Below are 13,730 nucleotides of genomic sequence, written 5' to 3' on the forward strand. Positions count from 1 at the left end.
GAGCGGCCCCTCGCCCTTCCGGGCGGGGGGCCGTTGTCGTACAGTCGCAGCTCGCAGCTTCGTAACTGACTACCCGTCAGAAAACTGGAGGCGTCATGCGACTCGGTCTCGCCCTCGGCTACTGGGGCCGCGGCCCCTCCCTCGACCACGTGCCGCTGGCACAGGAGGCCGAGCGGCTCGGCTACGACTCCGTGTGGACCGCAGAATCGTGGGGGTCGGACGTCTTCACGCCGCTGACCTGGATCGCGGCGCAGACCTCAACGATCAAGCTGGGTACGGCGGTTGCACAGATGGCGGCCCGGTCGCCGACCACCACCGCCATGCACGCGCTCACGCTCGACCACCTCTCCGGCGGGCGCATGATGCTGGGCCTGGGGCTGTCGGGGCCGCAGGTGGTGGAGGGCTGGTACGGGCGGCCGTTCCCGAAGTCGCCGCTGACCGCGACGCGGGAGTACGTCGACGTCGTACGGCAGGTGCTGCGGCGCGAGGGGCCGGTCGTGCTGGAGGGGCGGTTCCACTCGCATCCGTACGGCGGGGCGGACGGCACGGGCCTCGGCAAGCCCCTCAAGTCCATCACGCACCCCCTGCGTCCCCACCTTCCCGTCCTCCTCGGCGCCGAGGGGCCGAAGAACGTCGCGCAGACGATCCGTATCGCCGACGGCTGGCTGCCGCTGTACTGGTCGCCGAGCCGTCCGGACGTCTACGGACCGGCAGTTGAGGATCTTCCCGAGGGGTTCGTCGTCGCTCCCATGGCGCGCGTCCAGGTCTGCGACGACGTCGCCGAAGGCCTGCTCCCGGTGAAGACCATGCTCGGGTTCTACATCGGCGGCATGGGGCACGCTTCTCGCAACTTCCACGCCGACCTGATGGCGAGGATGGGCTACGAGGAGGAGGCCCGGCGCATCCAGCAGCTGTTCCTGGAGGGCCGCCGCGAGGAGGCCGTGCTCGCCGTGCCGGACGCCTTCGCCGACGAGATCTCACTGGTCGGGCCGCGTGAACGGATCGCCGAGCGGCTGGAGTTGTGGCGCAAGGGGCCGGTGACGGACCTGCTGGCGCTCTCGCCCGACCGGGCATCGTTGCAGGTCCTGGCCGAGCTGAACTCCTAGAAGTTTCATCCACGGTTCAGCGGCAACCCGATCGGTATGTCCCCTTACCATCGCAACGGTACAAACCAGGCCGGTACGGTCATAGCGATCGTAGCCGACATCATGGCCCTCATCCTGGGCCTGTGGATCCTGATGTACCTGCTGGACGCGAACCGCGCGAACGACTTCGTGCAGTTCATCCACGACGCGGCCCGCTGGCTGGCCGGCTGGTCGTACGACCTGTTCACGTTCGACAAGGCGTGGGCACGAGTGGTGGCGGGCTACGGTCTCGCCGCGGTCGTCTACCTGTTCGTGGGGCACGCGATCGCCAACCGCGCCCACCGGCACTGAGGGTTCAGCCGCAGCAGTCGGGATCCAGGCCACGGGGCAGGTGTTCGCCGCCGAACACCGCGCACGTCGCCTCGTGGCCACCGAGGGCGGCCACCGCCAACAGCAGCGATCCGGCGGTCCAAGTGGTCAGCTCCTGGGGCCAGATGGCCTCGTCCTCGAAGACGTAACCCGTCCAGTACAGGCCGGTCTCCGCATCGCGCAGGTGCTGGATCGACTGCAGTATGTCCAGCGCACGGTCGGACTCGCCCATCGCCCACAGGGTGAGGGCGAGTTCGGCCGACTCGCCGCCCGTCACCCACGGGTTGGGGACGACGCAGCGCACGCCGAGGTCCGGGACGACGAAGCGCTCCCAGCCCTCCTCGATACGGGACTTGGCCTCCGTGCCCGTCAACGCGCCGCCCAGCACCGGGTAGTACCAGTCCATCGAGTAGCGGTCCTTGTCGAGGAACCGCTCGGGGTGCCGGCGGATCGCGTGGCGCAGGGCTCCGACCGCCAACTCCCAGTCCGGCTGCGGCTCTTCGCGCTGTTCGGCGATGGCGAGCGCGCAGCGCAGGGCGTGGTGGATGGAGGAGGAGCCGGTCAGCAGGGCGTCGGTGGTGAAGCTTCCGTCGTCCTCGCCCTTCCAGCCGATCTGGCCGCCGGGCTGCTGGAGTTGCAGCACATACTCGATCGCGGCGTGGACGGCCGGCCACATGAGGTCCAGGAACGTGTCGTCGCCGGTGGACAGGTAGTGGTGCCAGACGCCCACCGCGATGTACGCGACGAAGTTCGTCTCGCGCCCGCGGTCGGTGACGTCCGTGAAGTCCCCGTCGGCGTAGGCCGCGTACCAGGAGCCGTCCTCGTTCTGGTGCCGGGCGAGCCACTCGTAGGCCCGCTCGGCGGCCTCGTGCTCGCCCGCCGCGTCCAGCGCCATCGCGGCCTCGGTGTGGTCCCAGGGGTCCAGGTGGTGCCCCCGAAACCACGGGATCGCACCGTCCTCCCGCTGTACGGCGAGGATGCCCGCGACGGTCGCGGCGGCCTGCCCGGCGGTGAGGACCCCGGGCAGGACGAGGTGTTCTGTCCGGGGAGTGGTCACTTGGCGGCCGCCACGGTCTCGGCTTCGGTCTCGGAAAGACGCGGCAGGTGCGGCTTGGTCGCGTACGCCACGAAGCTCTTGCCGATCAGCGGGTTCAGCGCCTGCTCGGCGACCCGGGTGGCCAGCGGCTTCTTCATGATGTCCCAGACCAGCAGCTTGTGGTACGCCTTCACCGGCAGCGCCTTGTCGTTGTCGACGCCGAAGGCGCACTTCAGCCACCAGTACGGCGAGTGCAGCGCGTGCGCGTGATGGGTGCCGTACGGCTTGAGGCCGGCCTCGCGGATCTTGGCGAGCAGTTCGTCCGCCTTGTAGATGCGGATGTGGCCGCCCTCGACCTCGTGGTAGGCGTCGGACAGCGCCCAGCAGACCTTCTCGGGGCCGTAGCGCGGGACGGTGATGGCGATGCGGCCGCCGGGCTTGAGCACCCGTACCATCTCGGCGAGTACGCCCTTGTCGTCCGGGATGTGCTCCATCACCTCGGAGATGATGACGACGTCGAAGGACTCGTCGGGGAAGGGCAGTGCCAGGGCGTCGCCCTCCATGGCGGTCGCCGTCGCGCCCTCGGGTGCCTCGCCGGCCTCCTGCATCGCCGCGAACCACTTCGCGACCTCGCGGATCTCCTCGCCGTTCTGGTCGAGCGCCACGACCTGGGCGCCGCGCCGGTAGCACTCGAACGCGTGCCGGCCGGCCCCGCATCCGAGGTCCAGGACGCGGTCGCCCGGGGCGAGCGGGAACCGGGAGAAGTCGACGGTCAGCACGTGGCCCTGCTTTCGGAGTCTGCGTGGGGTTCGAGGGTGGCGGCAGCCGTGATCGGCGCTGCGGCTGCGGTCGGTGGTACGGACGCTCTTGCCGTGGCCGGGGGTTGAGCGGCGGCGGAGCGGGCGATGGCCTCCCGGTACCTGGCGGCCGTGCCCTCGGCGGCCCGTGCCCAGGTGAAGTGCCGCAGCACCCGCTCGCGGCCCGCCGCGCCGAGCCTTGCCCGCAGCTCCGCATCGCCCAGCAGCCGGCTCAGCCCCGCGGCCAGCGCGCCCGGGTCGCCCGGCGGCACCGCCAGGCACGTCTCGCCGTCGCGCCCGGCGACCTCGGGGATCGCGCCGCCGGTCGTGGCGACCAGCGGGGTGCCGGTGGCCATGGCCTCGGCGGCCGGCAGGGAGAAGCCCTCGTACAGGGACGGCACGCAGGCGACCTCCGCCGAGCGCACCAGGTCGACCAGTTCGGCGTCCGAGATGCCCTTCACGAACTCGACGGCGCCCTCGAGGCCGTAGCGCTCCATGGCCTGCGCGACCGGGCCCTCCGCGGGCCGCTTGCCGACCACGACGAGATGGGCGTCGGGGTGCTCGGTGCGCACCTTCGCGAGCGCCTCGACCAGGAAGACCAGGCCCTTGAGGGGCACGTCCGCGCTGGACGTCGTCACGATCCGGCCGGGCACGACGGGCACGGACGCATCCGGCGAGAAGAGATCGGTGTCGGCGCCGATGTGGACCACATGGATACGGTCGTCGCGCACACCGAGGTGGTCGACGATCTCGGCGCGCGAGGTGCCGGAGACGGTGAGGACCGAGGGCAGGCGGCGCGCGACGCGCTTCTGCATGCGGGTGAAGGCGTACCAGCGCCGCTTGGACAGCCGCTGCTGCCAGTTCTCGGCGGCGTCCAGCTCCAACTGCCGGTCCACGGTGATGGGATGGTGAATGGTGGTGACGAGAGGCGCGCCCACATCCCCCAACAACCCGTATCCGAGGGTCTGGTTGTCGTGCACGACGTCGAACTCGCCGCGGCGGGCGCGGAGATGGCGGCGGGCGCGCAGTGAGAACGTCAGCGGCTCGGGGAAGCCGCCGGTCCACATGGTCGCGACTTCCAGCGCGTCGATCCAGTCGCGGTACTCGTCGCGCTTGGGGGTGCGGAAGGGGTCGGGCGAGCGGTACAGGTCCAGGCTCGGCAGCTCGGTCAGGCTCAGCCGGCCGTCGTACGCCTCGTCCTCGTCGAGGACGGGATACGGCTGGGAGCCGATGACCTCGACGCGGTGGCCGAGGCGGGCCAGCTCGCGCGAGATGTGGCGGACGTAGACGCCCTGGCCGCCGCAGAACGGGTTCCCTTTATAGGTGAGGAGCGCGATGTGGAGCGGTCGCTCGCCGTCGGCGGCGAGGTCCTCCTGGGGACCCGCCTGACTGGCCTCAGCGGTCACTCTGGGCCCCCTTCTGCCTGCTCTGTCCCGCGAGATTACGCCGGGACGCTAATCTAGAACAAGTTTCAGACTTGATCGTCCAGGAGGCTCTGAATCTACCGGCAGGTAGGGGCACAGTGAGCAATGGATCAGGTGATTCGCGCCACGGCGGACGCCCTGCCATGCTCGGTCCGATCATGAGCTCTCACCGACTGTCACGGAACCACGGAAACGGGACCCATGCCTGCGGAAGCCAAGCTCGAAGCCACCGGGCGCACCTCCCCACCCCTCACGGAGCGGCAGGAGGCGCGTCGCCGCCGCATCCTGCACGCGAGCGCACAACTGGCCAGCCGGGGCGGCTTCGACGCGGTGCAGATGCGGGAGGTCGCGGAGTCCTCGCAGGTGGCCCTGGGCACCCTCTACCGCTACTTCCCGTCCAAGATCCATCTGCTGGTCGCCACGATGCAGGACCAGCTGGAGCACATGCACGGCACGCTGCGCAAGAAGCCGCCGCAGGGTGACACGGCGGCCGAGCGGGTCGCCGAGACCCTGATGCGGGCCTTCCGCGCGCTGCAGCGCGAGCCGCACCTGGCCGACGCGATGGTCCGCGCCCTGACCTTCGCCGACCGCAGCGTCTCGCCGGAGGTCGACCAGGTCTCCCGGCAGACCACGCTGATCATCCTGGACGCGATGGGCCTCGCGGACCCGACCCCCGAGCAGCTCTCCGCGGTCCGCGTCATCGAGCACACCTGGCACTCGGCGCTGATCACCTGGCTGTCGGGGCGTGCCTCCATCGCCCAGGTCAAGATCGACATCGAGACGGTGTGCCGCCTGATCGACCTGACGGATCCCGAGAAAAAGGGTTAGGACGCACGCAAAGGACCTACGAGACGGGTTCCCTTCGCCGGCATTGTCCGGATCAGGTTCTGGGGGTCGCCTTCCGGCCTGACCACTGCCTTCCGGCCTCTCAGCCCGACCGTCGACGTCGGCCCCAGCGGATGCAGATGCGTCACGCCGAAGTCGGCTACTCCGGTCGAACTCCCTCACTCGTCCCGTAGGCCAATACCAGAATAGAACACCTGAAGACGGATGAAACAACCTGAAATGAAGATTTTTTCGGGCCTTTCTCCTACCGCTTCCTCCTGCTCCGGAGCACACCGAGCAGCTCGGTGAGCACCCGGAGGGCCGCATGCCGACGGGTCGGCCGCCGGGACCACACGGCGGGCAGGACCACACCCCCGTAGACCGCCACGAAGACGAGAACAGTCGCGCACAGGACGGGGTGCGGGAGCGACAGGAACTTCATGGTCATTCCTCCGGGTATGGCGGCGGCGGGCGACTTGCTCCATGACGATCGGCCATCGGGGCCGGTAGCCGGCCGGAACCCGGCTCACCCCGAACTCCCCGCGGAAGACGCAGGTCAGGTCGTACGCTTCGGAGGAATCCGCCGAACCGCACCGAAGGGGTTGGGGAGTTGGCCGTACCGACGGCGGGTCCTGTCGCGGACTTCTGTGCCGAGCTGCACCGGCTTGTGCGCGTGTGCGAGCTGCAGCAGGCGACCATCGCGAGAGCGCTCGGGCGGAGCGAGAGTTCGGTCTCCGACCTGCTCAACGGACGCCGGAAGAAGGCCCCGGACTGGAGGGACATCCGGCACATCGTTGCCCTGTGCGCGGAGCGTGGCGCGAAGGGGATCCGGTCGCCCGAGAACGTGCAGCTGGACGTGGGGTATTGGCGAGGGCGCCATGAGGCGTTGGAGCGGGCCGTCGAGCGCGCAGCCACGGCGCCGACGCACGGACCGAGCGCTCCGCTGCCTTCTTCCGCCGCTCCGGTTCCGGCGTCGACCCCCACGCTCGACCCGGCCGCCTTCCTGGACATGGGGCCGGACGAGGCGGTGTCCCTGCTAGCCGACGGCCACCCCGAACTGATGCGTTCACCGGAGCAGTTACTGACGCCGCTGTACGAAGAGCAGCGGCTGCCCTACGTATTGGACGCTCTGCTGGCGACCCTGCCCGAGCGGGTGCGGGCAGTACGCGGTGTGGCGCGCGGCGCGCTGCTCCGGGCCGCGCACGTCGTCCTCGCGGCGGCGCTGGCGCAGTGTGTGCTGCCCCGTCCACCGTTGTCGTTGGCCCTGGCCGACGTCGAGTTCCTCACGAGCGAGGCACTCCAGCCCGGCCGTCCGCCGCAAGGGCTCCTTCAACTCGACGCGGATGACCATGTGCAGCAGGCCCGCTTCGACCACTGCGTCGAGATGCTCAGCCAACTAGCCCGAAAATGCCCTGAGTTCGCGCTGGCGACGGCCCTGCCCGGCACCCGCGCGCACGACACCGCCGACGGCCGGGACGGCACTGGGCTGGCCGGCCTGGAGGAGCTCCTGGCGGAGTGTGCGGGCTTGGAGGAACCCTTCACCAGCGTCCGTTCCCCGCTGCGCGAACCCATCGCCTCACTGGAATCGCCCGGTCCCCGGATGCCGACGCTGGCGCAGGGATACGTCAACCCTCGTTTCCGGCTGGCCGATCGGCGCCAGGGCGGCCAGCACGATCATGGCGTCGCGTCGGACAAGTGGTGGGACTGCCAGCCTTCGTACGACACGATCGAGCACTTCTTCGCCGGGTATGCGCTCGGCCTTTCGGCCCTGCTCTCCCCGCTCGTCGTCCTCGGCGACCCCGGCGCCGGCAAGTCGCTGCTCACGAAACTGCTGACCGCCCGCCTCCCCGCAAGCGAGTTCCGCCCGCTGCGGGTCCAACTGCGGCACACGCCCGCCGAGGCGGACCTCCAGACGCAGCTGGAGCACGCCCTGAAGCGGGCCACGGGGCGGGTTGTGACCTGGCCGGACTGGTCAGAGGCCGACCCGGGTGTCGTCCCGGTGGTCCTGCTCGACGGATTCGACGAGCTCCTGCAGGCTGGCGCCCAGCGCCTCGACTCCGGTCGCCAATGGGGATATCTGCGCGAGATCGAGCTCTTCCAGGCACGGGAGGCGGGACTCGGCCGCCCGCTGATCGTGATCGTCACGAGCCGCACGGTGGTCGCCGACCGCGCCGAGATCCCGTACAACAGCCGGGTGCTGCGCCTGGAACGGTTCGAGGAGCCGGAGATCGAGCGCTGGCTGGCCACGTGGAACACGACGAACGCAGACCACTTCGACCGGCACGGCCTGCGGCCCCTGACCCTGCACACCGTGCTCCCCCATCTCGACCTCGCGGCCCATCCCCTGTTGTTGCTGATGCTCGCGCTGTACGACGCCACCGGCAACGCGCTGCACGGGCTGAGCGACGACGGCTTCAGCCGCACCCAGTTGTACGACCGGCTGCTCGGCGAGTTCGTGCGGCGCCAGGTCGAGAAGGACGGCCCGCTGCCTCCGGCCGAGTCCGGTATCGCCGTCGAGCGCGAACTCCACCGGCTGTCGGTGATCGCGCTCGGCATGTTCCAGCGCGGCGCCCAGGCCATCAGCGAGCAGGAGGCGGACCGGGACCTCACGGCACTCGGCGCCGAGGCGGCCAGCGGCACCGGGCTGCTGTTCGGGCGCTTCTTCTTCATTCACGAAGCACAGGCCGTGGTCACGGAGGAGCGGCTGCGCAGCTACGAGTTCATGCACGCCACGTTCGGCGAGCATTTGGCGGCGCGGCTGATCGACGGGACGCTGCACCGGAGCGCCGCTCAAGCACCCCTGGATGACAGCGAGTTGTACGTCCTTCTGTCCTTCACCCCGCTGACGGATCGCGCGCAGTTCGTGCAGAACCTGCGGGACAGACTGGCAGCGTGGCCAGCGCGGTCAAGAGCCGACCTGGCGGGAAGGCTCACCGGCTTGTTCCGGCAGGTTGCGTGGGCCGAGCGCCGGATGGACGAGGGCTACGTCCCGGTGCGCCAGACACACTCGTACCGGGACTCGGTGTACGAGGCCAACCTGCTGCTGATCACGGTGCTCGCGGCCGGACAGGTGTACGCCTCACAGCTCGTCGGATCCGCCGGCGACCTCGTCGGCAGCTGGCGGCGGCACGCGATGACATGGCAGGCACAGCTCTCCTCGCAATCGTGGGACCAGCTGTGCTCGACGCTCTGTCTCGCCCGCCTCCTGCACCCCGAGCAGAGCGAGACGGGCCTGGTGGGTCCGGATCTGCTCATCAGTACGACCTGGACACCCCTCGGCCACCACCAACTCGGGTGGACACAAAGGCTGTTCTCACATGAGGGGCCGGATCCGCTGCCCGGTCACGTCGTCGACCGGCTCATCGGCACCGGCGCCGAGGAGCTGATCAGACGGGTCATGTTCGCCGGAGACCGCGACAGCGAGGTTCTCCTGCACACCAGCTATCCGCTGCTTCTGCAACTGCCCACCGCGGTCAGTCCGATCCATGCCGCCCCATGGTCCGCGGCCGGGGCCCTCACCGCCCTGCTCACCAGGGATGTGCACGACCCCTCGAACCGGCACCGCCTGTACGTCCGATGCCTCGGCCTGACGCAGGAGGTCCTACCCGACGAGAAGGGCCCCTACCTGGAGACCGTTTTGCGCCAACTGACCCATGACGCGCCCTCGATGCCCGACGACGACCTCGCATCCGTCCTGTCCACGCTCGCCAACGCGCTCAGGAAGGACCTGCCTCGTCCCACCGCCGCGACGAAGCAACTGATGCTGCACTGCGCCGGAGACGCACTGGACCGCGGCAGCCCTAGGCTGATCGACGCGGTCACCTCCCTCCAGCCGTTCCTCTTCGAGTACGACGACGCCTCCACTGGTGCGGACAGTGCCCTTCGCAGGCTGTCGGACCTGACCCGGCTGGGTCGCTCCACCCACAACTGGCAATGGGCGGGCTCCTTGCACGGCCCGTCCGCCGCCCATACCTTCGACTCCCTGCTCGCCGAGCTCGACCTCCCTCAGGTCGCTGCCACCTGCCCCTCCGTCCTGCTCGGCCTCCTCCGCCTCGCAGCCGAACTCGACCTGGGCGACTGGCTGGCCGCCCACACCGCCGAGATCCTTGCCGCGCTGCCCGCCGATTCCTTCGGTCTCCTGCGCCCCTCGGACCTGCCCGGGCTGCGGGCCGGCCTGCCGGAAGGCGCCTTCGAGGCGGAGTTCCAGGAGGTGGAGCGAACCTGGCGCGGCCGCCCTACTCCTCCGGCGGAAACACCGGCTCCCCGCTCCCCAGCAGGGTGATCACGATCGCCTCCACCGGGCAGTTCTCGGCCGCCTCCAGGATGCGTTCGTTGGCGTCGGTTTCCGGTTCGACCGGGTGGGACTGCATGGCGGAGTCGAGGCGGAAGGCGCCGGTGGCCCGGTGGACGCACTGGGCGGAGCCGATGCAGACGGAGCGGTCGACCTCGACGTGCCAGCGGTCGCCCATGGCCGCTCAGCCCTCCCAGCCGGCCGGGAGATGGATCATTTTGTGTTCGAGGTATTCGCCGTAGCCCTCGGGACCGAACTCCCGGCCCAGGCCCGAGTTCTTATAGCCGCCGAAGGGGCCGAGCATGTCCAGGCTGAAGGTGTTCACCGAGTACGTACCCGTACGGACCTGCCGTGCGACCTCGATGCCGTGGGCCACGTCCGCCGTCCACACGCTGCCGCTCAGCCCGTAGTCCGAGTCGTTCGCGATCTTCAGGGCCTCGGACTCGTCGCCGTACGGCAGAAGGCAGATGACCGGGCCGAAGATCTCCTCGCGGGCGATCCGCATCGAGTTGTCGACGTCGCCGAAGAGGGTCGGTTCGACGTACCAGCCGCGGTCCAGGCCCGGTGGGCGGCCGCCGCCGGTGAGGATCTTGGCGCCCTCCTCCTGGCCGATGCGGATGTAGTCGAGGTTCCTGCGCTGCTGCCGTTGTGCCACCAGCGGGCCGACCTGGGTGGCCGTGTCCAGCGGGTCGCCGACCGCCAGCACGCTCGCCGCCTGCGCGAAGGCGTCGGCGAACTCGTCGTAGCGGGAGCGCGGTACGAGGATGCGGGTCTGGGCGACGCAGGCCTGGCCGTTGTTCATCCAGGCCGCCGGGACGATGCCGGCGACGGACGTGGCGACGTCCGCGTCCGGGAGGACGACCGCCGCCGACTTGCCGCCCAGTTCGAGGGTGACGCGGGTCAGGTTCTTCGACGCCACCTCCATCACGCGCTTGCCGGCCGCGACCGAGCCGGTGAAGGAGACCTTGTCGATGCCCGGGTGTCCGACCAGGTACTCGCTGACCTCGCGGTCGGCGGGGAGGATGGACAGGACGCCCTCCGGCAGTCCGGCCTCGCGGGTGATGTCGGCGAGGATGTACGCGTCCAGCGGCGACTCCGGCGACGGCTTGAGGATCACCGTGCAGCCGGTGAGCAGTGCGGGCGCGAGCTTGGCGGCGGCCACGAACTGCGGGACGTTCCACGGGACTACGGCCGCCACGACGCCGACCGGTTCGCGGCGCACGAGGATCTTGCCGAGGACGCCGTCGCGTGTCTCCTCGTAGGTGAAGTTGCGTGCGACTGTGATCGCCGCGTCCCACACCATCATCGCGCCGAGCGCCTGCGCCAGGACGCTCCAGGAGTACGGCGACCCGTTCTCGGAGGAGATCACGCGGGCGATCTCCTCGTGCCGTACGGCGATCGCGTCCTTGATCCGGGTGACGACCTCGATCCGCTCGTCGATCGACATCCGCGGCCAGGGCCCCTCGTCGAAGGCCCGGCGCGCCACGGCGACGGCCCGGTCGACGTCCTCCCGCGAGGCGTGCGGCACCCGCCCGATGACCTCCTCGGTGTGCGGGGAGATCACCTCGATGACGTCCTTGCCGAGGGGGTCGGTCAACTCCCCGCCGATGAACAGCTGTCCGTGTTCCACGAGCTCGGTCATGGCCGACTGCCTCCCCGGGAGCTGACTCTGACGGTTCATCAGATACGGGAACTGATACCAGTTCCACTGGGAGGAGTCCACAGACCTCACAGCACCCTCGAAGGGTGACTTGGGCTCCCATCGAAACCCGTTCTAGTTATAGTGGCTGGAACGCGGCGACAGGGGAGTCCATGGCACAGGTCAGCGACCACGGCGGCGGCGTGCGGTCCGTCCGAGTCCCCATTCCGGACAATCCACTCGGGTACACGCTCGTGTACGTCGTCGACACCGACCGCGGGCCGGTGCTGGTCGACACCGGGTGGGACGACCCCGCCTCCTGGGACACCCTCGCCGAGGGACTGGCCGCGTGCGGGACCTCGCCCGCCGAGATCCACGGGGTGGTGATCACCCACCACCACCCCGACCACCACGGCCTGTCCGGCAAGGTGCGCGAGGCGTCCGGGGCCTGGATCGCCATGCATGCCGCGGACACCGCGATCGTGCGGCGCACCCTGGAGACCCGGCCCGGGCGCTGGTTCGCCTACATGACCGCCAAACTCGTCGCCGCCGGTGCGCCCGAGGAGCACGTGGCGCCGCTCAGGGACGCCGCCCCGCGCACCACCCTGCCGGGCTTCTCCCCCGCCCTGCCCGACCGCGAGATCATCCCCGGCGAGCTCCTCGACCTGCCGGGGCGGCGACTGCGCGCGATCTGGACGCCGGGCCACACCCCCGGCCATGTCTGCCTCCACCTGGAGGAGCAGCACCCGGCCCAACTCCCGGGCCACGGACGGCTGTTCTCCGGCGATCACCTGCTGCCCGAGATCACCCCGCACATCGGTCTCTACGAGGATCCCGACGACGCCACCATCACCGACCCTCTCGGCGACTATCTCGACTCCCTCGAGCGCGTCGGCCGGCTCGCCCCCGCCGAAGTGCTCCCCGCCCACCAGCACGTGCTCACCGACGCGGCCGCCCGCGTACGGGAGTTGCTCGACCACCACGAGCAGCGGCTCACCGGGCTGCGGTCGCTGCTGGTCGAGCCGCTCACGCCCTGGCAGGTCGCCGAGCGCATGGAGTGGAACCGGCCCTGGGACCAAATCCCCTACGGATCAAGGAACATCGCCGTCTCGGAGGCCGAGGCGCATCTGCGGCGGCTGGTGAAACTGGGGCGGGCGGAGGCGGTGGCGGGGAGCGATCCGGTGACGTACGTGGCGGTGTGAACCGGGGTCGTGCGCGTGGCGGTGTGAACCGGGGTCGTGCGCGTGGCGGCGTAATTCGCTCGTGGGCCCAGGGTGCCCGCTGGTACCCAATGACCATGGACCCGTTGCAGCAGCTCCTCGCCGAACGCGCCTGCGAGCGCCTGATCCTCGACTTCGTCCACCGTCTCGATCTCGGCGAACCTGCCTCCGTCGCCGAGCTGTTCACCGAGGACGGCCGGTGGGAGTGGCCGCCGCCGGGCGACGGACGGCGCTCCGAGGGGCGGGAGGCGCTGCGGAAGTACTTCGGCGCGCGCCCCGTGGACAAGCTCTCGCGGCGGATCATGTCCAACATCCGGGTCACCGTGACGTCCGAGGACACCGCCGAGGCCACCTCGTACTTCACGACGTACCGCATCGAAGGCTGGTCGGGCGGCATGGTGCCCGCCGGCCCGCCCGTCCAGGTCGGCCACTACGAGGACACGTTCCGCCGCGTCGACGGGCGGTGGCTGCTGGCCTCCCGGGTCCTGCACCTCCCCTTCGGCGGCCCCACCCCGCACGTCGGCCGCGGCACCCTCGAACCCGTCCGCACCGACCGCGCCCCGCTCGTCCGCTTCGCCGACGGCAGCCGTCCACCGCTGTCCCAGGGGGTGCGCAGCGGGCCGTTGGTGTTCACCTCCGGGCAGGGGCCGCTGGATCCGGCGACCGGGGAGATGCCCGCGGACTTGGCCGCGCAGGCGCGGCAGGTGCTCGCCAATGTCGAGGCGGTGGTCGCGGCGGCGGGCGGCGACCGGCGGTCGATCACACGCTGCACCTGCTATCTGGCCGACCCCGCCCACTTCGCCGAATTCAACCGCGTCTACCGGGAGTTCTTCGCGGACTGCACACCGCTGCCCGCTCGTACGACGGTGGTGGCGCGGCTGGTGCGGGAGGGGGTCCTGGTGGAGGTGGACGCGGTGGCGGTCGTGGGCTGAGGCGTCGGGCGCTCACTTCTGGGGGGCCGGTGGACCGCGCCGCGTACCGCAGTCCTTCCTCGTACGACATCGCGCGCCGCTCCGCGAGAACCGTCTCGTGGATCTCATCGCC

Annotated in this window: 12 protein-coding genes, 1 pseudogene and 1 riboswitch; of the genes and pseudogenes, 7 read left to right on the forward strand and 6 right to left on the reverse strand. The window is 70.2% G+C overall.

Features of this window, described 5'->3' with window-relative positions; genetic code table 11:
* The first annotated feature begins 95 nt into the window (after positions 1-95).
* Together ABZ880_RS15450 and ABZ880_RS15455 are read left to right on the forward strand one after the other, a co-directional pair.
* Positions 96-1,106 (forward strand): LLM class F420-dependent oxidoreductase, encoded by a 1,011-nt coding sequence (locus ABZ880_RS15450; RefSeq protein WP_361261908.1) that lies wholly within the window; start codon positions 96-98, stop codon positions 1,104-1,106.
* A gap of 36 nt (positions 1,107-1,142) precedes the next feature.
* Positions 1,143-1,436, forward strand: a complete 294-nt coding sequence (locus tag ABZ880_RS15455; RefSeq protein WP_361261911.1) for a hypothetical protein — start codon at positions 1,143-1,145, stop codon at positions 1,434-1,436.
* 4 nt (positions 1,437-1,440) lie between these two features.
* On the opposite strand, the gene ABZ880_RS15460 is transcribed toward ABZ880_RS15455, so the two are convergent.
* The 3 genes from ABZ880_RS15460 to ABZ880_RS15470 are packed head-to-tail and all read right to left on the reverse strand — an operon-like array spanning position 1,441 to position 4,693.
* A complete protein-coding gene (locus ABZ880_RS15460; RefSeq protein WP_361261914.1) occupies positions 1,441-2,511 on the reverse strand; it encodes a prenyltransferase/squalene oxidase repeat-containing protein in 1,071 nt (356 codons plus the stop codon).
* Positions 2,508-3,269: a class I SAM-dependent methyltransferase gene (locus ABZ880_RS15465; RefSeq protein WP_361261917.1), complete on the reverse strand. Its 762-nt coding sequence runs from the start codon at positions 3,267-3,269 to the stop codon at positions 2,508-2,510. Before ABZ880_RS15465 ends, ABZ880_RS15460 begins: the two co-directional genes overlap by 4 nt.
* Positions 3,263-4,693, reverse strand: a complete 1,431-nt coding sequence (locus ABZ880_RS15470; protein ID WP_361261920.1) for a glycosyltransferase family 4 protein — start codon at positions 4,691-4,693, stop codon at positions 3,263-3,265. The genes ABZ880_RS15465 and ABZ880_RS15470 overlap by 7 nt, the downstream gene beginning before the upstream one ends.
* A gap of 219 nt (positions 4,694-4,912) precedes the next feature.
* On the opposite strand from ABZ880_RS15470, the gene ABZ880_RS15475 reads away from it, so the two are divergent.
* The gene (locus ABZ880_RS15475; protein ID WP_361261923.1) at positions 4,913-5,539 is read left to right on the forward strand and encodes a TetR family transcriptional regulator; all 627 of its coding nucleotides are present in this window, start codon (positions 4,913-4,915) and stop codon (positions 5,537-5,539) included.
* 12 nt (positions 5,540-5,551) lie between these two features.
* Positions 5,552-5,727: riboswitch (TPP riboswitch) on the reverse strand.
* A 74-nt stretch (positions 5,728-5,801) separates the two neighbouring features.
* On the opposite strand, the gene ABZ880_RS15480 is transcribed toward ABZ880_RS15475, so the two are convergent.
* Complete coding sequence (locus tag ABZ880_RS15480) at positions 5,802-5,978, reverse strand: hypothetical protein (protein WP_361261926.1); 177 nt, start codon at positions 5,976-5,978, stop codon at positions 5,802-5,804.
* A gap of 168 nt (positions 5,979-6,146) precedes the next feature.
* Here ABZ880_RS15480 and ABZ880_RS15485 point away from each other — a divergent pair, with 168 nt between their 5' ends.
* A complete protein-coding gene (locus ABZ880_RS15485; RefSeq protein ID WP_361261928.1) occupies positions 6,147-9,818 on the forward strand; it encodes a hypothetical protein in 3,672 nt (1,223 codons plus the stop codon).
* Here the strand turns inward: ABZ880_RS15485 and ABZ880_RS15490 are convergent.
* Both ABZ880_RS15490 and ABZ880_RS15495 read right to left on the reverse strand, forming a co-directional pair.
* Complete coding sequence (locus tag ABZ880_RS15490) at positions 9,772-10,005, reverse strand: ferredoxin (RefSeq protein ID WP_361261931.1); 234 nt, start codon at positions 10,003-10,005, stop codon at positions 9,772-9,774. The genes ABZ880_RS15485 and ABZ880_RS15490 overlap by 47 nt on opposite strands.
* A gap of 6 nt (positions 10,006-10,011) precedes the next feature.
* The gene (locus ABZ880_RS15495; protein WP_361261934.1) at positions 10,012-11,469 is read right to left on the reverse strand and encodes an aldehyde dehydrogenase; all 1,458 of its coding nucleotides are present in this window, start codon (positions 11,467-11,469) and stop codon (positions 10,012-10,014) included.
* A 170-nt stretch (positions 11,470-11,639) separates the two neighbouring features.
* Here ABZ880_RS15495 and ABZ880_RS15500 point away from each other — a divergent pair, with 170 nt between their 5' ends.
* From ABZ880_RS15500 to ABZ880_RS15510, 3 genes and pseudogenes are all read left to right on the forward strand, one after another.
* On the forward strand, positions 11,640-12,668 hold the full coding sequence (locus ABZ880_RS15500; RefSeq protein ID WP_361261937.1) for an MBL fold metallo-hydrolase: 1,029 nt from the start codon (positions 11,640-11,642) through the stop codon (positions 12,666-12,668).
* Between the two features lie 95 nt (positions 12,669-12,763).
* Positions 12,764-13,201 (forward strand): annotated as a pseudogene (locus ABZ880_RS15505) (nuclear transport factor 2 family protein); the annotation flags it as partial.
* Positions 13,202-13,282: 81 nt separating this feature from the next.
* The gene (locus ABZ880_RS15510) at positions 13,283-13,618 is read left to right on the forward strand and encodes a RidA family protein (RefSeq protein ID WP_361262704.1); all 336 of its coding nucleotides are present in this window, start codon (positions 13,283-13,285) and stop codon (positions 13,616-13,618) included.
* Positions 13,619-13,730: the final 112 nt, after the last annotated feature.

The organism is Streptomyces sp. NPDC047043, assembly GCF_040644055.1.
In the GTDB taxonomy this organism is placed as follows: Bacteria; Actinomycetota; Actinomycetes; order Streptomycetales; family Streptomycetaceae; genus Streptomyces.

Excerpts from the sequence above, each read along its gene's own strand:
- ABZ880_RS15450 (WP_361261908.1), top strand. The coding sequence starts at position 96 with ATGCGACTCGGTCTCGCCCTCGGCTACTGGGGCCGCGGCCCCTCCCTC.
- ABZ880_RS15455 (WP_361261911.1), top strand. The coding sequence starts at position 1,143 with ATGTCCCCTTACCATCGCAACGGTACAAACCAGGCCGGTACGGTCATA.
- ABZ880_RS15475 (WP_361261923.1), top strand. The coding sequence starts at position 4,913 with ATGCCTGCGGAAGCCAAGCTCGAAGCCACCGGGCGCACCTCCCCACCC.
- ABZ880_RS15480 (WP_361261926.1), bottom strand. The coding sequence starts at position 5,978 with ATGAAGTTCCTGTCGCTCCCGCACCCCGTCCTGTGCGCGACTGTTCTC.
- ABZ880_RS15490 (WP_361261931.1), bottom strand. The coding sequence starts at position 10,005 with ATGGGCGACCGCTGGCACGTCGAGGTCGACCGCTCCGTCTGCATCGGC.
- ABZ880_RS15495 (WP_361261934.1), bottom strand. The coding sequence starts at position 11,469 with ATGACCGAGCTCGTGGAACACGGACAGCTGTTCATCGGCGGGGAGTTG.
- ABZ880_RS15500 (WP_361261937.1), top strand. The coding sequence starts at position 11,640 with ATGGCACAGGTCAGCGACCACGGCGGCGGCGTGCGGTCCGTCCGAGTC.